This is a genomic window from Photobacterium sp. Alg240-V54, assembly GCF_900537155.1.
In the GTDB taxonomy this organism is placed as follows: Bacteria; Pseudomonadota; Gammaproteobacteria; order Enterobacterales; family Vibrionaceae; genus Photobacterium.
Genome location: NZ_UNRL01000004.1, coordinates 103,884 through 125,012 on the forward strand (window position 1 = coordinate 103,884; position 21,129 = coordinate 125,012).

The 21,129-nt window shown below is 39.5% G+C and carries 15 protein-coding genes, 1 pseudogene and 1 CRISPR repeat array; of the genes and pseudogenes, 9 read left to right on the forward strand and 7 right to left on the reverse strand.

What is annotated here, in order from left to right; genetic code table 11:
- Position 1: 1 nt before the first annotated feature.
- Both cas7fv and G6R09_RS12245 read left to right on the forward strand, forming a co-directional pair.
- Entirely contained in the window at positions 2–1,012 is a 1,011-nt protein-coding gene (cas7fv, locus tag G6R09_RS12240; protein ID WP_163922712.1) for a type I-Fv CRISPR-associated protein Cas7fv, read from the forward strand.
- A 2-nt stretch (positions 1,013–1,014) separates the two neighbouring features.
- Positions 1,015–2,367 carry a hypothetical protein gene (locus tag G6R09_RS12245; protein WP_163922713.1) on the forward strand — a complete coding sequence of 451 codons (1,353 nt, stop codon included), beginning with the start codon at positions 1,015–1,017 and terminating at the stop codon, positions 2,365–2,367.
- A gap of 137 nt (positions 2,368–2,504) precedes the next feature.
- Positions 2,505–4,033: direct repeats of the CRISPR family, unit length 28 nt; unit sequence GTGTCCCGCCACATAGGCGGCTTAGAAG.
- Positions 4,034–4,276: 243 nt separating this feature from the next.
- Here the strand turns inward: G6R09_RS12245 and G6R09_RS12250 are convergent.
- Complete coding sequence (locus G6R09_RS12250; RefSeq protein ID WP_163922716.1) at positions 4,277–5,506, reverse strand: chromosome partitioning protein ParB; 1,230 nt, start codon at positions 5,504–5,506, stop codon at positions 4,277–4,279.
- A gap of 170 nt (positions 5,507–5,676) precedes the next feature.
- Here G6R09_RS12250 and G6R09_RS12255 point away from each other — a divergent pair, with 170 nt between their 5' ends.
- Positions 5,677–6,855: a hypothetical protein gene (locus tag G6R09_RS12255; RefSeq protein WP_163922719.1), complete on the forward strand. Its 1,179-nt coding sequence runs from the start codon at positions 5,677–5,679 to the stop codon at positions 6,853–6,855.
- Positions 6,856–7,193: 338 nt separating this feature from the next.
- Here G6R09_RS12255 and G6R09_RS12260 read toward each other — a convergent pair.
- From G6R09_RS12260 to ebgR, 4 genes and pseudogenes are all read right to left on the reverse strand, one after another.
- Positions 7,194–8,129: pseudogene (locus G6R09_RS12260) on the reverse strand (amino acid permease); the annotation flags it as partial.
- Between the two features lie 159 nt (positions 8,130–8,288).
- Positions 8,289–8,741, reverse strand: a complete 453-nt coding sequence (locus tag G6R09_RS12265) for a beta-galactosidase subunit beta (protein ID WP_065168608.1) — start codon at positions 8,739–8,741, stop codon at positions 8,289–8,291.
- Positions 8,741–11,818: a beta-galactosidase subunit alpha gene (gene ebgA, locus G6R09_RS12270; RefSeq protein WP_163922722.1), complete on the reverse strand. Its 3,078-nt coding sequence runs from the start codon at positions 11,816–11,818 to the stop codon at positions 8,741–8,743. Before ebgA ends, G6R09_RS12265 begins: the two co-directional genes overlap by 1 nt.
- A gap of 249 nt (positions 11,819–12,067) precedes the next feature.
- A complete protein-coding gene (gene ebgR / locus G6R09_RS12275) occupies positions 12,068–13,045 on the reverse strand; it encodes a transcriptional regulator EbgR (protein WP_163922725.1) in 978 nt (325 codons plus the stop codon).
- 344 nt (positions 13,046–13,389) lie between these two features.
- Here ebgR and G6R09_RS12280 point away from each other — a divergent pair, with 344 nt between their 5' ends.
- The 3 genes from G6R09_RS12280 (at position 13,390) to galM (ending at position 16,813) form a co-directional block, all read left to right on the forward strand.
- Positions 13,390–14,451: a UDP-glucose--hexose-1-phosphate uridylyltransferase gene (locus G6R09_RS12280; RefSeq protein WP_163922728.1), complete on the forward strand. Its 1,062-nt coding sequence runs from the start codon at positions 13,390–13,392 to the stop codon at positions 14,449–14,451.
- 64 nt (positions 14,452–14,515) lie between these two features.
- Positions 14,516–15,706 (forward strand): galactokinase, encoded by a 1,191-nt coding sequence (gene galK, locus G6R09_RS12285; protein WP_163922729.1) that lies wholly within the window; start codon positions 14,516–14,518, stop codon positions 15,704–15,706.
- Positions 15,707–15,724: 18 nt separating this feature from the next.
- On the forward strand, positions 15,725–16,813 hold the full coding sequence (gene galM, locus G6R09_RS12290; protein ID WP_163922732.1) for a galactose-1-epimerase: 1,089 nt from the start codon (positions 15,725–15,727) through the stop codon (positions 16,811–16,813).
- Between the two features lie 77 nt (positions 16,814–16,890).
- Here the strand turns inward: galM and G6R09_RS12295 are convergent, their stop codons facing one another.
- Entirely contained in the window at positions 16,891–17,409 is a 519-nt protein-coding gene (locus G6R09_RS12295) for a hypothetical protein (protein WP_065168602.1), read from the reverse strand.
- Between the two features lie 233 nt (positions 17,410–17,642).
- On the opposite strand from G6R09_RS12295, the gene G6R09_RS12300 reads away from it, so the two are divergent.
- Positions 17,643–17,999 (forward strand): DsrE/DsrF/TusD sulfur relay family protein, encoded by a 357-nt coding sequence (locus G6R09_RS12300; protein ID WP_065168601.1) that lies wholly within the window; start codon positions 17,643–17,645, stop codon positions 17,997–17,999.
- A 60-nt stretch (positions 18,000–18,059) separates the two neighbouring features.
- Here the strand turns inward: G6R09_RS12300 and G6R09_RS12305 are convergent, their stop codons facing one another.
- Positions 18,060–19,085 (reverse strand): substrate-binding domain-containing protein, encoded by a 1,026-nt coding sequence (locus G6R09_RS12305; protein WP_163922735.1) that lies wholly within the window; start codon positions 19,083–19,085, stop codon positions 18,060–18,062.
- Positions 19,086–19,263: 178 nt separating this feature from the next.
- Between G6R09_RS12305 and G6R09_RS12310 the strand changes: the two genes are divergently transcribed.
- On the forward strand, positions 19,264–19,596 hold the full coding sequence (locus G6R09_RS12310; protein WP_045030631.1) for a tRNA-binding protein: 333 nt from the start codon (positions 19,264–19,266) through the stop codon (positions 19,594–19,596).
- Between the two features lie 198 nt (positions 19,597–19,794).
- Positions 19,795–20,802 carry a transposase gene (locus G6R09_RS12315; RefSeq protein ID WP_163922738.1) on the forward strand — a complete coding sequence of 336 codons (1,008 nt, stop codon included), beginning with the start codon at positions 19,795–19,797 and terminating at the stop codon, positions 20,800–20,802.
- Positions 20,803–21,129: the final 327 nt, after the last annotated feature.

Genomic DNA, 21,129 nt, shown 5'->3' on the forward strand with positions numbered 1-21,129 from the left:
CATGAGTATTAATTATATTGAATTTACCCTTCAAGCATCGGGCTTTGGCTGTGTAAACACTAACGGTAATGTGAACCCATATACAGGTAAACAAGGCGGCGATGATGGCTTTAAGAACCGTATTTTTGCTAAGCAACGTAATGGCAAAATGTATATCTCTAGCAACTGTATTCGTGGTTACTTTTTCGAACCTGATGCAAAAGGCATGATGCTGTCTAACCAAGGCGGCTTTAATAATAATAAAAGCGATAACGGTGAGCTTGTTATTAGCAGTAAAGACATGCCGATGATCTCTCAAAAAATTGCCAGTTCTTATTTAGGTCTTATTCGTGGCTATATGCTGACTGAAAAAGGTGGTGATGCGATTAAACGTAATTCCCCATTAATGGTTACTGATTGGATCAATGACAAAGGCGAACCTAATAAAAATGAAGTAATGGTGAACCATTTAGCATTAGATGAAGACGGTAAAAAAGAAAGTAACTCATTATTTTATCAAGATACATGGGGTGACACGCTTTACCACGGCATGGCTGTGCTTTCTATTGAACAAATGCAGTTCATTGAAATGGATAACCGCTTAGGTCATCAAGCGGTGCGTTTTAGTCAGAATCCGAAAAAAACGAAGGTTAACGATGATATTGAAACCTTTAAAGTACAGTTGATTGAGAACCTGAAAAAAATTGGCTCACGTTGTGGTATGCCTGAATCGAAATGCGATGACATTGATGTGACTTATGGTCGCTTCATGAAAAAAGACATGCTTTTTTCTTACCCCGAAGAAGGGATTTTATTAAATAACGCTGCCCTTCATGCCTTAATTTTAGAAACAAAGCGTCGTTTGGATACGTTCGCCATTGTTAAATCAAAAGGATTTGTACGTACAGATAAAATTAGCGTGTCTATGCGTAGTACGTTAACCACAGAGGGATTTGAACAAGTATTAATGCCAGATACTATCCCTGATTATGCACGTTTCTATGCATCCGTAGAGGAAAATAACGAGGCGTAATCATGTTAAAAGTGACCCTTGATGTGCATTCTGGCACACAGAAAATCGTGATGCCTGATAAGGTAAAAGGCAGTTATATTGAAAAGTTTAACCTTAACTTTAACCCTGATAATCGGCCATTGTTCTTACAAGGTATTTTATTGTTTCTGATGGGGGAGCGAGTCTCGTTGCACGTTGTCAATCAAGATGCGGGTGATGATGAGGTGTGGGCAAAGCAAAAGCTGGGTCTGTGTGCATTTTTAGATAAACTTGAACTTAAAGGTTGCTTACGTCCACAGGCTTCAAACTACAACCTTATTACCTTTGAGCAGCACCGTAAACATGGTGTACCTATGTATGCGATGCAGCAATTTGAAGGGAATACATTAATACCTATAACTGAATCTCGTTTAAATAAACGCTATGCAGAGTTCATCGATAATGGGTTGTTTGATGTGTTTCGTTTAATGCCTTGTGCTGTAAAACCTATATATAACGGCTCAAAATTAGCAAATATCATCACACAACCTGTTAATACTGATGTGTTGTTTAAAAGTGGTAATTGGCTGTTACATAAAAATACGCTGGTGGATTTGTTAGCAACAGTGCTAAACGATAAAAATAATTTTATTAAAGGCAATTTAACCTACCAAGCAACAGATGCAATGTTAGCAACACTGAATCAAATATTTACTCCTGTTTCTACAGAGCATGTTGCACTGCGACCTGATGGAAACAGTTATAACCACATAATGGAGCATATTGAAGGGGTTCAAAATGCCATCGCTTTATTTAAGGTGAAGCAATTGGGTTATGACCTTGATATGAGTGCTCGAACACCTGAACAGCAACAATGGATTGATAGTGTTGATGAGTCTAGTAGTCGTACTGCTGCTGTATTTGCTTATTTTATGTGGCAATATTTGAGTATGTATCAACAACTCTATTTGCAAGAACAAGCCAAAGGAAAAGATGGCGCACCAAGCTGTACTAAGTTTGGATTAAACTGTTTAGACTTTAAGGGTGAAAAAGGGTTAGAAGCCTTAGCTAATTGGCTGCAAGATCCTAAGAAAGCATTTAGTGATAAACCTTCGCAAAATAGTAATACCGAGTATTACAAAGGGGTTTTTGATGCCTCTAAATATGGTGTCAGTACACGATCACCAGTGCTTACACAACGTTATGATGGTGTGTTTGAACTGTACATAAAAAGTGATGTAGAAACTGAAAGATTGATTATGGATAAAATCAAACACAGTGGGCGTCATTATTTACGTGTAGGTAAGTTATGTTTAGCTGAATTAACGCAATTACCTGCTCGTATTCCTTCAAATTATTGGGAAACGGTTGAAGATGATGCAGCCAAGAAAGGTTAAGTGAAATACCCTTTTTTATTCTGTAGTTGTAACTTGTTGATTGTTAATGGTGTATTTGTTGCCCTTTAAAAAAAGGGTAAACAAGCATTATTTACACAACATTATGTTTTATAATGTTTTTATGGGTTTAATATCCTGTGTCCCGCCACATAGGCGGCTTAGAAGGTAATGAAGTGGCTCAATCACACACTCATAGCGTGTCCCGCCACATAGGCGGCTTAGAAGTAACACTTTTAAAGTGCTTTGTTCAGAAGGTTGTGTCCCGCCACATAGGCGGCTTAGAAGTACTTCTCAGGCTGCTATTGATATTGTTGATCGTGTCCCGCCACATAGGCGGCTTAGAAGACATGGCAGCCCTTAAACAATGCTTTATATATGTGTCCCGCCACATAGGCGGCTTAGAAGTATTTGATCTTGTGCGGTGGCATTAACACCACGTGTCCCGCCACATAGGCGGCTTAGAAGAGCTAAGGCCCGCACGTTATACGGCAGTCATTGTGTCCCGCCACATAGGCGGCTTAGAAGAAACGCAACAACACACGCTATATGCCCGTGTCGTGTCCCGCCACATAGGCGGCTTAGAAGAGCATCAATATCTACACCGCTATCTAGTGATAGTGTCCCGCCACATAGGCGGCTTAGAAGTTCAGGGAACTGAGTGTCAGCTTCTTCATGCCGTGTCCCGCCACATAGGCGGCTTAGAAGTCGAATGTATAATAGCGGTCGAAAAATTCATAGTGTCCCGCCACATAGGCGGCTTAGAAGAAGTCGCTAGGATTCGGTGTAAAATCAACAAAGTGTCCCGCCACATAGGCGGCTTAGAAGTGTCTGCTCAGCCATATCATCTTGTGATATACGTGTCCCGCCACATAGGCGGCTTAGAAGTCAGAGGATGCCGATTCACTTGGACTCGTGTCGTGTCCCGCCACATAGGCGGCTTAGAAGGATAATTGAACGTAATGATTTGATATTAATAGGTGTCCCGCCACATAGGCGGCTTAGAAGACAAGAAGCCGAAGCAACTGGAGTCCTAAGAAGTGTCCCGCCACATAGGCGGCTTAGAAGGTCATCCGATGGTCAGTCAGTACAACTTACAAGTGTCCCGCCACATAGGCGGCTTAGAAGGATTGCTGAGCTGTCCAGTGACTCACAGTGCTGTGTCCCGCCACATAGGCGGCTTAGAAGGCTACTGCGATGCATGTAAACCTGCTCAACATGTGTCCCGCCACATAGGCGGCTTAGAAGGTGTCGAAATTGGAGTACGCCTTCATGCTTGAGGTGTCCCGCCACATAGGCGGCTTAGAAGGTTCTGTGTTGCGTCGTCGTAGCCACGCTGATGTGTCCCGCCACATAGGCGGCTTAGAAGTGGTTGGGAACAGAAATTCTCTGATACGCAAGGTGTCCCGCCACATAGGCGGCTTAGAAGGACCGCATCGACACCGTCGAAACCGTTTTTATGTGTCCCGCCACATAGGCGGCTTAGAAGAAATGCAAACATGGTGTTACATGCTAAAGAGAGTGTCCCGCCACATAGGCGGCTTAGAAGACCAATCACTGAAGCGGAACTGTAGATATGATGTGTCCCGCCACATAGGCGGCTTAGAAGAATGCCGAATAAATCATATGCATCAATCCCCAGTGTCCCGCCACATAGGCGGCTTAGAAGTAAAGCTGGCGTAACACCGGCAGCATTACATGCTTCTTGTATTGTGTAGCCTTTATTTAGGACTAAATTAGCAGTATTGTGCTTGAATGCGACTGAATAAGTTGTTCGAGCTTTTTTCATTATGTACACCATTTTGATATTAAGAGTATTTTATCCTATTTAGGTGTACAAGTTCATTAAGCCACAACAACATACGTCGATAAGAAGGCAAAGTGTAGAAACTTTGCCTTTTTTATCTTAAGTTTATAGCTTTTTTATCTGAGCATTACTTTGTTTAAGTATGCGTTTAGGTGTTGTACCTTTAGGTAGACAGGGCACTGTGAACGCTTCGTTAATATTACCTGCTGATGGGAGTGGCAGCTTGTTGCCATCAGTATCCTTTTTAAATTGAGCTACTCGTTTTACACCTATCTTATTACCAGCTACTGGAATATCTAGGTGACGATTCCAACCTTTAAATATCGCAGATAGTTTACACAGGAGAGCATAAGATGTTGATTCACGTACTAGTGATTGCAGATAGTTGCGAACTTGATACTCGATATCCTCTTCTGAATTTAACCCTAAACCAGAGATCACTCTTGTTAGGTAAATCTCGGGTGTAACGGGTAAACAATCAAACTCCAGCTCTTTGAGTTGTTGTGTTATTAAATAATGTGCAAATGCGTATATCGGTTCTGAAATTTGGCTTTCTAGCCTATGTCGCTTAACAACGGTTGACGCAAAATCTACTGAGAGTGCTAACTCTTCGTGTTCCTCAACATAGCTGAGAATTTCAGCAGGTTGAAAAGAGGTGCCTTGGGTTCCTCTAAAATTGTATTTATTTTTTGTCATATCAAACGATTTTGCTAACATGGCTACGCGAGATAAGATCGGGGCACTGACTTTTACCCCTGACATTTCTAAGACTTGCGCCCTAGAACGCATGTTGCCAACATCGATATGAGCAAAAGATAAATCATCGGTTACGCCATATGTGACGGTTGATATGAATCCTACTCCAGCTTCAAGGCATGCCTGTAATCGGTGATGTCCGTTTAGAATTTCGCCATCATCAGAGATAATTATTGGCTCTCCAGTTAGGCACCACCGTCCTGCCTTCATTGCCTCAGCATATTTGCATACCTTTATTCTGCTAAGTTTTCTGTTTTTATTTTCCTTATTCACCGCACCACGTTGCGAAAATTGCAGCATATCTCTTGCCAGTTTGGGGGAAATAAAAATCTCTATGTGTTTGAGACTGGTTTTAACGGAATAGATCCCAGCGTAGTACCTAGATTTGGATTTAAAAATGTCATAAAGCTGTTTGGCTGAAAGGGTGTTATGTGACTCTTCGACAAGCTTTTTAGAGCTAGCTAAATAACTAGTGTTTTCTTTATCTTCAAATCGCTCAACTAGACTGTCAATAACTGATCTTTCTAGTGAGTTGTCGCTAATCTCATCATACTGGGTGATGGCTTCGTTATCATTCATTTGAGTATCCAGAGAGTTATTTCATTAATAAGATAACGTCCTTGTCTTTTGTCTTAAGAGACATTCCGGTTAATTTAAGTAATTATCATTGATCGGACGTACGTGTCTGATCAAGTGTTTTTTTTGATTTAAACTACGCCGAAGATTTATTTTTATATGTGAGAGTGAGTTTGTCTAAGCTAAATTTAACTGGACGGTTAGCTTCCCGTGCAGGCAAAACTGTAAAAAGTTTAGTTACTTATTTGCCAGCAATTGAGCTTGAAAATTATTTATCTGTTACTCGCGTATACCCAGATCTAGAAGTTTTTTATGATGCAGCGAAGAATAAAACTAATTTAAAAAAAGTAATTGATATTCAAGAAGATATTAAGAATGAACTGCTAGCAGGAGCAGTTGGTTCTCCGTTGTCATTGACTGTCGTTTTAGAAGCTAGTCCAACGCTTATTACTACAGGTAAGCGTGGAAATATTGAGTATGAACGTGCATCTACATTTGTTGTTGGTAATGTTTTATTTTTAGTAGCAATACTTAAAACACTAGGAATAAAAGCTCCTCTTTTTTCATCAAGACTTAGCTCATCTGAAATTAAAAAAAACAGTATTTACCGACAAATGTTAGCGAAAGATGAAGTAATGGTAACGTTTGTTTTTGATGATGAAAATGGTCTTAGTGAAGATCAAGTTAGAGAGTTTTTCTTTAAATATAATCGCCAACATTTAGGTTTACATTTGACGCAGTTTTCTAGCCCAGATGAGACATTCCCATTAAAACCATTTATTAGTAAATTGACTAAGGACTTAAATTTAGAAGGGTATGGCGGTGTATCAACAAGGTCTAAACATGTTAAAGCATCTGATAGTTATTTAACGACAGAATATATTCTGTTTAAGTTTCTTGTCGGTTCTGTAGCTGGCCCACAAGTACAGGAAACAGCTATGATGTCTAAAGATGTAACTTTTGCTTCAGGACTAAAGGTTTTAGACGTTCTTGAGGATGGATACATTAAATATATTGAGGCATTCCTAAGGGGGTGGCTTCAGCCATTAGAGAATAATAATAAACTTACAAGAGTTGGATTTCGTTTATCTGCTCAAATTTGGCAAGCTTTATCCTTAGTTGTACACCAATTAGTCATCGGTGGTGCTTCTATTAAGGATCTTACACAAGCTGGCTTAATTTTAGGGGAGCTTGACTATAATAAGAAAGCTACACATTGGCACAATTGCAAGGTGATGGGTCTGGACTCGAATGGGCGCCTGTTTAAAAATACAGCTAGTTCAACACGTGAATTTCGAAATGGTTTAGCCCAATACTTTTTAACTTTAGCCACTAGCAATGTTAATACTTAAGCCTAGACTTTTTAGGAATGATATAAATACTAAATTATAATAAAACTTATTTTTATTCGATTTTAGTTATGCTTTATAAATTAGTTTTAATAAATAAATTTGGTATTAATATTTGTTCAGATAGGGGCTAAAGATGGAGGAAAAATGTAAAGGATTTTGAAGTGAAATAGGTAGCAGTGTCGAGATTTCTGGTATTGAAATAGTTAAAAAACGAAACTTAACAAAAGTGATATGTTTTTGTAAAGGATTATTGGTAGCCATTTCGGCTTAAGCCTTATGGTTACTGCTATCTTACTCACTCACTCACTGGTTAAATACTAGAATGTCCGTTTTAAGCAGAAGAAAATCTTAACTGGTGTTGCTGTCCACATTAGTAGTGAGCCAAGCATTGCTGTAAACGACACCACGCCAACGAAACGGTTCATCATGATTTCAGATAGGCCGTAATGACGCGCTAAACCTTCAAATACTTGTACTGAACCACCAGTAAACTTCAATGCTTCACGTTCAACAAATACATTCATTAGCACTGATGAAACACAATATAAGCCACCAATGAAAATACCAGCAAAAATAATTACTCTTACAAAGGCTTTATGACCACCTTTAATATCGTTAACGTAAACGGATACTGATTCTGCACCACCAGCCGCCATGAATATCCAGGCGGTGACACCAAAGAAGGCCCAGTTAATTTGTGGTGTTAGTGCTTCAATAGTAATCGGATCAGCTGGTTCAATTCCGCCGACTACTGCGGCACCTGCTAAGATAATATAAGACAAGGTTAGCACTAGCATAAATGATGAGGTTACCGAAGTAATCGGACCTAACATTTTAGCGCCATTGGTTGAGACATATGTCGCACCAGCAAACAGAATGATACTTAATATGGTGGTGGTCGTCGGTGTAAATATGTACTCATAGCCCAAGAACGCATAAGAGGCATAGGCAATAACGCGTGGTAGCAATGAGGTGAAGAAAAATAAGTTTACAAACCAATAGGTGTATGCAGCAAGAAAAGCCCAACGTCCACCTAGAGAACTTTTAACCCACGCATAAACGCCAGCTTCAGAGTTCTTATTGAGAGAAACAAACTCTGCAATAATTAAACAAAAAGGAATAAAGTAAAGCAAAGTAGCAATAAAGAACATAGGAGTAGAGGATAAGCCAATTTCAATATTGTTATTAATGACATTATTGAAACTGTATACCGCAGCAAAGGTCATCGATAGTAGACCAAATTTCCCTATGGTATTACGTTTTGATTCAGACATGAGAATCTCCGATGGATCACGTTTAGTATTGTAGGATTTCTATGTATTGAGCAAATGAGCTTAATCATAGGTTATTGTTTTTATGCTTTTGTTGTTTCTTTTGTGTGACTTCTGTTATTGCATAACCGCCAGCTATTACTAACTGGCGGCTGTGTTTAGTTATTTATTTAGGAAGTAGCCGTCCTCAATCGTGACACGTAAAACAACTTTCTCAAGGTTGTCTGCAGCACTGAAGCGGTGTGCTTGGTGATTTTCAAAGATCACCATTTGACCTGCTTCTATGCGATGCGATAGTCCTGTGCCTGTAAAGTATTCACGATCAGTTTCATCGCTATAGGGCAGGGCTGGCGTCAACGTACTTTTATCTGCGCATTCAATTGTTTCACTGCCAGCAAGGTAGTAATGAACATCAAAATAACGACGATGACCGACAAATTGTTGATCCGCTTTAGATGGTCCGTGTTGAAGTCGGTAAGCCAGTGAATCCCCTACTGAATGGAACACATTTGGTTGAATATTACTGATGTTTTCAATTGCTTCGACACAGCGGTTCCATTTACGGCCATCACGGTATAGGCTTTTGAATTGATCTAGTGATGCTAAAGTAATCATTATTTATCTCCGCCAATAGCTGTTGCTGTAAATGTTTGACTTGCCAAATAACGGCTATCACAATCCGCTTTACTAAAAGGCACTAAGCTTACTTGGTAGCTAAAGTCATTAAAGTAAACACGGTATGAATCAAGAACCTCTGAACCCCATGAGTTAGAACCTAAGCCCATAACTTGATGATCAAGATTGACTGTAATGTAACCACTTGGTTCTAGTTCATTAATATGTTGTGCCTGATGAATATGTTGATTGGTGTAATGCCATGCGCTGAAATTAATTTCTTGCTCTGGTTTAACCAATAAACCCACACCATGACGGTTTGTTAAGCTTGCCCAACGTACATGCTGACGGTTGCCATTATTTTGTGGGAACGGGTAGTTCTCAAACATATTGCTAACGGTGGTATTGTAGATATCAATAATGTTGCTTTGACGGCTATCTTGATAGTTTTCCTCTGGACCTCGACCGTAATATTCAACTTGGTCAAATTGATTATTAATGCCTAAATCTAAGCCGATAGCAGGGATCACATGTGGGTAATCTCCATATTTGTTGCCACTTAAGGTCATGTTAACTTGGCCTTGAGGACAAATTTCAAAACGGTATTGGCAACGCATACCAAAATCTAATACTGGTGGTGCAACAATACTGTTAGTGGTAACAATGACCTTACCTGCAATGTGTTCTACATTGATGCTACGGAAATGCTCTTGCATAATTTGCAGATGGGCTGGGTGCCATAAGCCTTCATATTCTTGCTTATGGTTATCAATCATTGGCTTGAAGAAACTCATTGCAGGCGATGATGCAATTAGTTCATTATTTTGGCGTAGCCATGAGGTCAGCTTGCCATCGACCTTAGAGAAGCGCAGCGCAAAGTCATAACCGCTAATTTCCCAATCAAGACGATTTTCAATAATAGTAAGCGGCATAGCATTGTTATTTTCAAACAGGTTGGCATGGGCAGTATTTGGTTTTGCTTGGTATTGGAAAATGCCCAGTTCATGGTTAGCATCACTGTAAGCTGTACGTGATTTCTTACGAATGGATACATTCACAAACGTTTCACGTTGGTCCATCACAGGCAGTGCTAATTCAATATCACGTGATTCTCCTGCCGCCAAACCTGTAACGGTAATTTGATTAAAGGCTAATGTATCGCCTTCAGCACGTACTGCAATATCAAACACCACGTCATCTAGAGTAGAGAACCAATACTTGTTAGTAACAGTAATAATGCCTTTGGTGTGATCTTTAACTGCGATTTTTACTGGACAAATAACTTGTTTGTATTCACGTAAACCAGGGCCTGGTGTTTGATCAGGGTAGATCAAACCATCCATGCAGAAGTTATAGTTATTTGGGTAATCGCTGTAGTCACCACCGTATTTATATACGTCACGGCCATTTTCATCTTGCTCATAAATGCCATGATCACACCATTCCCAAACAAAGTGCCCCTGAATATGGTCATGCTTGTAGAACACGTTTTGGTATTCAGTTAGGCCACCAGGTCCATTACCCATTGCGTGGGCATATTCACAAATAATGCGTGGCTTAGCGTGTGGGAACTCACCAAACTCATTCATCATTTGAGCTCTAGAGTACATAGTACTAATGATATCAACCACTTCTGCATCACGATCTTCTTCGTAATGAACCAAGCGAGTATCATCAATCGCTTTGGTTGCTGCGTACATTGAACGAATATTACAGCCGTAGCCAGATTCGTTACCTAATGACCACATAATAATAGAAGGGTGGTTCTTTTGAGCGTGAATATGACGTTCAATACGTTCAACAAACACTTGCTCCCATGCAGGATCGTCAGTGATCATGCTGAGATTACCAACGTTAGCGAAACCATGCGTTTCAACATCAGTTTCAGCCATTACAAATAAACCGTATTGATCACACAGTTCGTAAAAACGAGGATCGTTAGGGTAGTGTGCTGTGCGTACTGCGTTAATGTTGTGTTGTTTCATCAATACGATGTCTTTCTCGACACGATCCATTCCAACAGCGCGGCTGTTAAGGTGATCGTTATCGTGACGGTTAACCCCGTGGAGCATTACGTATTGACCGTTTATTTCAAACAGACCATTGCGCACTTTAATATCGCGGAAACCAACCCGCTGTGGAATGACTTCAACCACAATACCGTCTGCATCGCGTAACGTTAAAAACAGGTGATATAAATGTGGGTTTTCAGCCGTCCAATGGATTGGATTTGCCATTTTGATTGCAAAATCAGTATGGGTTGTTGTGGCAATAGCTAGTTTGGAAACGTTACCATTTTCAACTAAAACATGACCGTCGTAGAGCGCATAATCAAGGCTGTAATCACTAACAACGGTGCCGCTGAGGTTTTCTAGCTCAACTTTACAGCTTAAAGTTGCTGCTTGGTAATCATCATCAAAATCAGTACGTACAGTGAAATCACGCACGTGAACAGGCTCTTTACCAACTAAATAAACATCACGGAAAATGCCCGCCATCCACCACATATCTTGATCTTCGATATAGGTTGAATCAGCCCATTGCATCACACGTACAGAGAGTAAGTTCTTACCAGGATGAGCAAACGCTGAAATATCAAACTCAGCAGTTAAGCGACTGCCTTTACTAAAACCAACATAATGGCCGTTAACGTAAACTTCAAAATAGGTTTCAACACCATCGAATTTAATGATGGTTTGCTTTTCAGTCCAACTATCGCTTAAGAAAAAAGTACGTTGATATGCGCCTGTTGGGTTATTTGATGGCACGAAAGGTACATCAATTGGGAACGGAAACCCTTCGTCGGTGTATTGTAAGTTACCATGACCTTCCATTTGCCACATGTTTGGCACTTGGATTGTGCTCCAATCGTTCATCTCTTGGTTATAGAATTCTTCAGGAACGAGCAATGGATGAGTAAAGAAATTAAATGTCCATTGGCCACTTAGCAACATAAAATGCTGACTTAAATCACGCTGAAAGCGTTGTGCTTTATTTAATGCGTTGTAAGAGAAAAAATATGCACGAGGTGCCAGTCTATTTTCGCTAAGTAAGTTAATGTTTTCCCAGTTATTCACGATGCCTCCGAGACATGTTTTAATTATCTGGAGTCATTATTAAGTAAAGTTTTACTAAAAAATATAGGTAAAACTTTTTAGTATTAACTTGGTCACATTCTGTTTTGAGCTTTGTGAGGTGGGCTACAAAAAAATCATCACTGGCGTTTATTTGAGTGATCTTGCTCCTATTTTAGGCTGTAGTTGATATTTTAAACAAAAAAAACGACATCAATGATGTCATTTTTTTATTTATTATCAATATGTTATTTATTTTTTGGTGGTGCTACGTAAAATTAATTGGCTTGGTACAAATACTCGTAATGGAATTTTTCTGCCATCGCGACTGCGCTCTAATAATAAATTAACCCCTTGAGAACCCATTAACTCTGAGTGAATTCTAAAGGTTGATAACGGTGGATAAGTAAACTTTGCGGTTGGTATATCATTGACGCTGATTAATGAAATATCATCAGGAATATTGAGCCCACTTTCATGTATCGCACGTAATACACCAATAGCAATCGAATCAGATGCGACGAATAACGCGTTAGGATGATCGGTTGTAAGCATTTGTTTGGCTAATGAATAGCCTGATTGACTACTAAAATCACCGCGGTAGATATCTTTATCAGAGACAACGCCTTTAAATTTTCCATATTCAGTAAAGGTTAACTCACGAATATCGTATTTATCGGGGTTATCTTGACCGCCAATAAATCCAATTCGCTGATAGCCTTGTTGAGTAAAATGGTTAATTACTTCTTTGCTGAGTCGCTCCAAATCAATATCAATACAATCTATATCAAGGTTGTGATCGGTGTAATCAACATAAACGGTGTTATTTGATAAAGCACGTATTGCAATAAGATTGTCTTCACTGACTTGGCCAATGATCAATATACCATCAATGGCTTTAGGTGCGGCGGCAAGGTTACATTCATAGATATTGGTGAGTTTTATGCCCAATTTATCGCATTGAGTATCAATACCATGGCGAATCGCAAGATAGTATGGATCGTCAACTTCAACGTCTTGTTTGTAATTATATAAAGCGAGGAAATGAAGTGTGTGCTTTTTCGCCGTTTTTCGTGATTGGCTGGTGGTGTATTCAAGTTGCTCTGCAATCTCAAATATTTTTCGTTTGGTTTCATCCTTTACGCTAAGGCTAGGATCATCGTTTAAAACACGGGAAACAGTTGCTAATGATACGCCCGCTTTGGTTGCGATTTGTTTTAATGTTGCCATCTTTCCTCCGGCAATCCCTGCAACCTAAGTAACGTTTGCTGTGTGTTTGAGGGATGTGTTGTTATATTTTATAGAATGATATTATCCATTTTTAGTAAAAAACTCGAATAAATCAGTACCTGTTTGACAAAATTTTATCATTTCGTTCATATTTACACGGTTGTGACCGTAAAATAATTGAATCATATGCCATAAATTACCAATAAGGTTGATCTTATCCTGTGATGGTTTTCACGAATGATGCTTTTTGTGGAAACGTTTACATAACGTGTCATTGATCACGGAAGTTAATTTAAAATCGCTTTAGACTTTTTAGCATTACAGTATCTAACAGCGAAATTATTATGTCTGAAATTTTTGATCCGATTGACCATCCTCACCGTCGCTATAATCCTCTAACAGGGCAGTGGGTATTAGTTTCTCCTCATCGTGCTAAGCGTCCATGGCAAGGTGCTGATGAACAACCACAACCGGAATCAAATGTGGCTTATGATGATTCTTGCTTCTTATGCCCAACCAACACCCGTGTTTCAGGTGATAAAAATCCTGATTACACTGGCACTTATGTTTTTAGTAACGATCATGCAGCGTTAACAGCAAATACACCGTCAGCGCCTGAAAATAGTAACCCTCTCTTTCGTTGCCAAAGTGCGCGTGGTTTAAGTCGCGTAATTTGCTTCTCGCCAAACCATAGCAAAACATTGCCGCAGCTTTCAGTGCCAGCGATCCGTAAAGTGGTTGATACTTGGAATGAGCAGATAGAAGAGTTAGGTAAAGATTACGTTTGGGTGCAAGCGTTTGAAAATAAAGGCTCAGTGATGGGATGCTCGCAACCACACCCTCATGGTCAAATTTGGGCTAATAGTTTTTTACCCAATGAAATTAGTCGTAAAGACACCTTATTACGGGAATATTACTCACAGCATGGGACTAATTTATTAGTCGATTATGTTAATAGTGAATTAGCGGATGGCTCACGTACTGTTGTGGAAACTGAGCATTGGTTGGCAGTGGTTCCTTATTGGGCTGCATGGCCGTTTGAAACCATGTTATTGCCTAAAACCCATATTCGCCGTATGGATGAATTAACCGAAGCTCAGCGTGATGATTTAGCGTTAGCGATTAAAAAACTGACTAGCCGTTACGATAATTTATTTAAGTGTTCATTCCCTTATTCAATGGGCTGGCATTACGCACCTTTCTTTGAATCTGATCGTGATTTTAGTGACACCTCAACCGAACACTGGCAGCTTCATGCACTGTTCTATCCACCATTATTACGTTCTGCTTCTGTGAAAAAATTCATGGTGGGCTATGAGATGTTGGCTGAGAGTCAACGTGATTTAACCGCAGAACAAGCGGCAGAAAAGCTGCGTGCAGTCAGTGATGTGCACTATTTAGATTAAGTACTAGCAGCGTTAATGAATAATATTGTTTCTTGATAATCTTTGGTAATAGTAGGTAAAAATAATGACAACAAATCGTACTCAACACCTTATTGATAATGTATCGGCTGTTTTTGCATCTGTTTTAGGCTACAACCCTAGTCATATTGTTCAAGCTCCTGGTCGTGTAAATCTTATTGGCGAGCATACTGATTACAATGATGGCTTTGTGCTTCCTTGTGCAATTGATTATCAAGCGATAGTGGCCGCAGCTCGTCGTAACGATAATATTGTGCGTGTGGTCGCGGTTGACTACACCAATGAAATTAATCAATTTGATATCACTCAACCGCTTGAATTTGATAAACAGTGCATGTGGGTTAATTATGTTCGCGGTGTGATCAAGTGCTTATTAGATCGCGGTTATGTATTGGGTGGCGCAGATATTGTTATTAGTGGCAACGTACCACAAGGCGCAGGTTTAAGTTCATCAGCGGCACTTGAAGTGGTGATTGGACAAACGTTTAAGGCTTTATTTGAGCTAAATATTAGTCAGCAAGAAATAGCGCTAAATGGCCAGCAAGCAGAAAACCAGTTTGTTGGTTGTAATTGCGGCATTATGGATCAGTTAATCTCAGCTGAAGGTGAGAAAAATCACGCTCTCCTTATTGATTGTCGCTCGCTAGAAACTAAGGCTGTTGCAATGCCTGAAGATATGGCGGTGGTGATCATTAACTCTAATAAGAAGCGTGGTTTGGTTGATAGTGAATACAATACCCGCCGTGCTCAGTGTGAACAAGCAGCTGATTTCTTCGGTGTTCCAGCATTGCGTGATGTAACGCTAGCCATGTTTACTGAACGTGAAGCAGAATTAGCGCCAATGGTGGCAAAACGTGCACGTCACGTTATTACTGAAAATGCACGTACTGAACAAGCGGCAGTTGCATTAGCTAATAGTGATATGGCGTTAATGGCACAGTTAATGGCACAGTCGCATGCATCAATGCGTGATGATTTTGAAATTACCGTACTTGAAATTGATACTTTGGTTGACATGGTTAAAGGTGTTATCGGTGATCATGGTGGTGTACGTATGACAGGTGGTGGTTTTGGTGGCTGTATTGTGGCTTTAGTACCACCTACATTTGTTGATGCGATTACCGCTGAAGTGAATGCGAAATACCATGCAGCAACAGGCTTACAAGCGACGATTTATGTGTGTAAAGCCATGGCGGGTGCGGGTGTTATTAGTGAAAATGTTATGGCTGTTGCATAATTTACAAGGTGATCGAATATGTTAGATAACTTACCTCAACATGCAATAGCGTTACATCAATCGATAACAGCTGATATGGCTGCAGATGGGCTACCTGCCAAGTTGATTACATTAGTTAACCAGCAGGGCATGTCAGTAACTCTGATGGATATTGGTGCTACATGGTTGAGTTGTTGTGTACCTATAACGGTTAATCAGCAACTAGAGCTTAGAGAAGTGTTACTAGGGGTAAGTACGCTAAACAACTTTTATCAGCAGCAAGCTTATTTAGGCGCAACGGTTGGTCGTTATGCTAACCGTATTGCAGCAGGTAAATTTAGCTTAGACGGTCAAGACTACCAAGTATCGACAAACCAAAATGGCAATTGCTTACATGGTGGTGAGAATGGTTTTAGTCACCGTCGCTGGCAGATGCAGCAGCTAAATGCGACAGAAGTACAATTTAGTTTGTTATCAGCAGACGGCGATATGGGGTTTCCTGGTAATTTACGTGTTGTTGTTACCTATACACTCATGGAAACTAATGAACTGACTATTCGCTATAGTGCTGAAACAGATAAACCGACAGTGGTTAATTTAACTAATCATGGCTATTTTAATTTGCTAGGGGCTGATGGCGATAATGATTGTTTATCACATCAATTGACGATCAATGCCGATCATTATTTACCAACAGATCAACATGGGATCCCGTTAGGTAGCTGGAATGCGGTTGAGGCAACAAGTTTTGATTTCCGTCAGCCAAAAATGATAAATCAAGATTGGTTAGTTGATAACGATCAACAACAAGCGCATGGGTATGATCACTCATTTATATTAAGCTCAGATGTACGTCGAGCAACCACAGCTTGTGCAACCGTAACCGTGGCAGATAATTCATTAATAATGGATGTATTGACCACCAAACCGGCAATACAGCTGTATACCGGTAACTTTTTAGCTGGGTGTCCAAATCGTGTTGGCGGTGAATATGCTAACTACAGTGGATTGGCATTAGAAACGCAATTTTTACCTGATTCACCTAACCACCCTGAGTGGCATGATAATAATCCGGTATTACGCCCTAATCAGCATTACCATCATTTAACCAGTTATCGATTCCGATAGTTATTAATGGCCTCAAAAGTCATTGTTATTTCGCCCGCAGCTTAATTGATTAACGCTGCGGGCGTTTTCATTGGCAGTTAGTTATTATAAAAACCATTCAGTTGTTGAATAATCTCTTCGATACCATCGATGTTATGCAGTTTTTTGACACTATCATCAGGCACTTCAAAAATGTGTTTGATCGCCTCAGCACTAGCATTAGAGATACCATTAAGGCGGTATTCTAAACGTTGATGAATTAACTTATCTGAGGTGGTGACATATATCATGTCAATATCATCAATATGCTGACGAATATAATCACGATGCTTTTTCTTATAAGCACCTTGAGTGATTACCAAGCGTGGGTAAATAGCACGGTAATGGTTAATTTTATCAACAATTCGACAGAAAAACTGATCGCGCATATCTTCAGTGAACGGTTGTTTAGCTGCAATTACCTGACGCATTTCATCGGTAAGATCATCATCTGCATGATAAACAAACCACTCATTGTGCGCGCCTATCACATCCCCAACAAATGACTTGCCAGCACCCGATAGGCCAAACAAAAATAGCACCGATGGGGCAGAAGTTAGTTGAAGACGATGGCTCATTGAATGCTCACTGTAAATGACGGTTAGGTTATGGCAAATGCATTTAACATACAATTACTCGTTAGGGGCGTTAATGTGCCAAATAATTGCAACAGTTAACAGTTTAAAATTATAAAAAATACCGCTAAAGAATAAAAAATAGACATTAGGTGTGGTTTACCTGCATAAATGGCTATTGATAATCGGTTTTATGGTAAAACAGCTACTGAAATATCATCGCGAGTAACAAAATAATGCAAACCATACTAATGATAATTAATGATGCACCTTATGGCTCTGAACGACCATTTAATGCATTGCGTTTAGCTATCAAGCTTAACGAGCAAGAAGCACAACCCGTAGCAATGAAAATCTTTTTAATGTCAGATGCTGTCACTTGTGCTTTGGCAAAACAAGCGCCTGTAGAAGGCTATGATATTCAACAAATGGTCGAGATCATATTAGCTCAAGGTGGCGAAGTTAAATTATGTAAAACATGCTGTGCCGCACGGGGGTTAACAGCATTACCGTTAATTGAAGATGTTGTTATTGCCACATTAGATGACTTAGCTGAGTGGACACTTGCAGCTGATAAAGTGTTTACCTTCTAATACTCATTCATTGGGCTTTAAGTGACGTTGTAACTTGAAGCCCAATTAAATAATGCGTAATTAATGTAGTTCTGTTACTGATAATCGTTTAACCAACGTAGGTACAAACGTATGGGTAATTGTAGAATCAAGGGCTTCGACAGGTGTCGGTTGTTTGGCAGTTGTTGCTAATTGAAACGCCAATTGAGTGGCTTGCTCTGCCATTATTTGAATTGGATAACGTACGGTGGTCAGTTTCGGATGCAGATACTTAGCAATTAAACCATCATCAAACCCAATTAATGACATTTGATTAGGAACAGTAAGGCCATTTCCTTCAAGTACTGACAAGCAACCAGCAGCCATATAATCGTTATAAGCAGCAATGGCCGTTATTGGTAGGTTTTTGGCAAGAAGGTTTGTCATTGCCATTTCACCACCATCTTCATCCGGTGAGCCATACTCAATATAACTTTGCGGTGCTGTTAAGTTATGGGCGTGTAATGCGTCGATATAGCCTTGTTTGCGTTGTGCCGTATCTTCAATATCATGATTGGAACAAATATAACCAATATGCTGGTGGCCATTTTTAATTAATAGCTCAGTTGCTAAATATGATCCTCGATGGTTATCTAGAGCAATACAACGATCGGCAATGTCAGCAATAAAGCGGTTAATAAGCACCATACCGGGTACTTCTTTTGCAAAAGCAATCAATTCAGCATTGGATAAACTTTTGCTATGAATAATTAATGTATCGCAGCGATTATTGATCAACAGTTCAATCACTTCCCGTTCACTGTCTGCATTATGATAGCCATTACCAATTAATAAATGCTTGCCATGTTGACGGGCGATATTATCGATCGATTTGATCATTGCGCCAAAGAAAGGATCTGAAACATCGCCGACTAACACACCAATGGTGTTGGTTGATTGGCTGACTAAAGCACGAGCATTAGCATTAGGACGATAACCAAGTGCTTGCATTGCTTGTGTTACCGCGGTAATGGCGGCTTCACTGGCTTTAGGCGATTTGTTGATCACCCTTGATACGGTTGCGACAGATACATCGGCGAGCTTCGCCACATCTTTGATTGTTGCCATAATCACCTCTATTACTGTTAGATCTATTAAACTACGGTTGTGTAAATAACGCAATTTAACTGTGTGATATAGCTAACTAATTCGAAATGATATTCTTTGTAAATCAATATTTAATTGCTAATGTAAACGTTAACAATTTTGTGTGCTTATCGCTACTATTAACCATAAAGGAGAACCCATGGATACCATTTCATACGCAGACTTCGCTAAATTAGATATTCGTGTAGGTAAAATTATTGATGTTGTCCGTCATGAGAATGCCGATAAACTGTACATTGTTCAAATTGAAGTAGGTGAGACGAAACTTCAAACTGTGACCAGTTTAGTACCTTATTACACTGAAGAACAACTACTAGGTAAGCAAGTGGTGGTGCTGTGTAATTTAGCCAAAGCCAAGATGCGCGGTGAAACATCAGAGTGTATGTTGCTATGTGCTGAAACCGATGATGAATCTGAAAGTGTGTTATTAACTCCAGAACGCTTAATGGCAACCGGCGTAAAGATTGTTTAATTGCTTTTTAATAAGCTAAGTAGGCAGTGGCGAAGGGGGTTTTTATTTTTACATATATAGAAAATTACTGATTCGTCACTATCTACCTTTTTCACAGGACAGCCATAACTTTGCATACACTTTCATTGGACAGCCATAACCTTGCACATCAACCACGAGTAACTACACTTAAGCTTCAAGTTGCTTATGGTGAAACTGATGACAATCTCAAGACGCAAATTGATCGAGCCGCAAATTACGCCTTTTTATCATGTGATTAACCGTTGTGTACGACGGGCGTATTTGTGTGGTGACGATCCGTATAATGGCAAAAACTATCATCATCGACGAGGTTGGATAGTAAATAAAATCAAACAATTAACTACTATATTTTGTATTGATGTTTGCGCTTATGCGGTGATGAGTAACCATTATCATTTGGTACTAAAAATAGATATTGAGCAGCAACAGAAGCTAACCTCAAAAGCGGTAATTTCACGCTGGTTGCAGTTGTTTAATGGTCATCCTATTGCTGTCGATTTCTTAAAAGAAGGACAAGTAGGTACAGATAAACAGCAAGCGTTATCAAATTTAGTGAAGGAATGGCAGCAACGATTAGGTAGTATTAGCTGGTTTATGCGCTGTCTTAATGAAGAAATTGCTCGCAAAGCCAATAAAGAAGACCAATGCAAAGGCGCGTTTTGGGAAGGGCGGTTTAAGTCTCAAGCATTGTTAGATGAACAAGCGTTATTATCTTGTATGATGTACGTTGATTTAAATCCGATTCGAGCAGGCGTTACACAGTCATTAGAGCAATCAGATTTTACCTCGATTAAACAGCGTATTCGTGAATATCGTCAACCTAAAACATCAGCTAAACAACCATCTTCACATAAAATGCACTTCCAACTATTACCTTTTGTTGGTGCCGAACATCAAGCGAAAACAGCCGTAATAAACTTTGCTTTTGCCGATTATCTTGAACTTATCGACTGGACTGGTCGCTGTATTCGCAATGATAAAAAAGGTTTTATAGCATCTAACCAGCCTAAAATTTTACAACAATTAGGAATAACGCCAGACGCTTGGTTTGAACATAGTGAGCAGTTTATGGAGCAGTATGCCAATGTAAGTGGTAAATGGTCTCGAATGTGTGCTTTTAAACAACATGTGGGTGGTCATTGGTGTAAAGGAAAAGCGGCGAGTCATCAGCTACATCCTAAGTGAATATAGATTCTAAATAAAAGATGAAATACTGCAATAATCACTAGAATTGTGGGTGTTTGCGATCGTGAAATATGGGAGTTGGATTGATTTAACCAAAATATAAGGAATAAGCGGTAATATTTATAGTAAAAAAGTTAATTACAGATGGAATAGTTAATTTTCTCTGGTGATTTTTGAGAACGAAAACTTTTGGCTGTCCAGAATTAAGGTATTGATCACAGAACGATACATTAGCGATTAAAACCTAATTTTGTGAACTAATATTAGTGATGTTAAGCAGTTATGTAATTTATTGTGTGTTAACGTCAAAAATATTAGTAAGTATTT

What these genes read in the sequence shown, in the direction of transcription:
- ebgR (WP_163922725.1), bottom strand. Translation starts at nt 13,045, where the DNA reads ATGGCAACATTAAAACAAATCGCAACCAAAGCGGGCGTATCATTAGCA.
- G6R09_RS12315 (WP_163922738.1), top strand. Translation starts at nt 19,795, where the DNA reads ATGACAATCTCAAGACGCAAATTGATCGAGCCGCAAATTACGCCTTTT.
- G6R09_RS12250 (WP_163922716.1), bottom strand. Translation starts at nt 5,506, where the DNA reads ATGAATGATAACGAAGCCATCACCCAGTATGATGAGATTAGCGACAAC.
- G6R09_RS12295 (WP_065168602.1), bottom strand. Translation starts at nt 17,409, where the DNA reads ATGAGCCATCGTCTTCAACTAACTTCTGCCCCATCGGTGCTATTTTTG.
- G6R09_RS12310 (WP_045030631.1), top strand. Translation starts at nt 19,264, where the DNA reads ATGGATACCATTTCATACGCAGACTTCGCTAAATTAGATATTCGTGTA.
- G6R09_RS12245 (WP_163922713.1), top strand. Translation starts at nt 1,015, where the DNA reads ATGTTAAAAGTGACCCTTGATGTGCATTCTGGCACACAGAAAATCGTG.
- G6R09_RS12305 (WP_163922735.1), bottom strand. Translation starts at nt 19,085, where the DNA reads ATGGCAACAATCAAAGATGTGGCGAAGCTCGCCGATGTATCTGTCGCA.
- G6R09_RS12300 (WP_065168601.1), top strand. Translation starts at nt 17,643, where the DNA reads ATGCAAACCATACTAATGATAATTAATGATGCACCTTATGGCTCTGAA.
- galK (WP_163922729.1), top strand. Translation starts at nt 14,516, where the DNA reads ATGACAACAAATCGTACTCAACACCTTATTGATAATGTATCGGCTGTT.
- G6R09_RS12265 (WP_065168608.1), bottom strand. Translation starts at nt 8,741, where the DNA reads ATGATTACTTTAGCATCACTAGATCAATTCAAAAGCCTATACCGTGAT.
- galM (WP_163922732.1), top strand. Translation starts at nt 15,725, where the DNA reads ATGTTAGATAACTTACCTCAACATGCAATAGCGTTACATCAATCGATA.
- cas7fv (WP_163922712.1), top strand. Translation starts at nt 2, where the DNA reads ATGAGTATTAATTATATTGAATTTACCCTTCAAGCATCGGGCTTTGGC.
- G6R09_RS12280 (WP_163922728.1), top strand. Translation starts at nt 13,390, where the DNA reads ATGTCTGAAATTTTTGATCCGATTGACCATCCTCACCGTCGCTATAAT.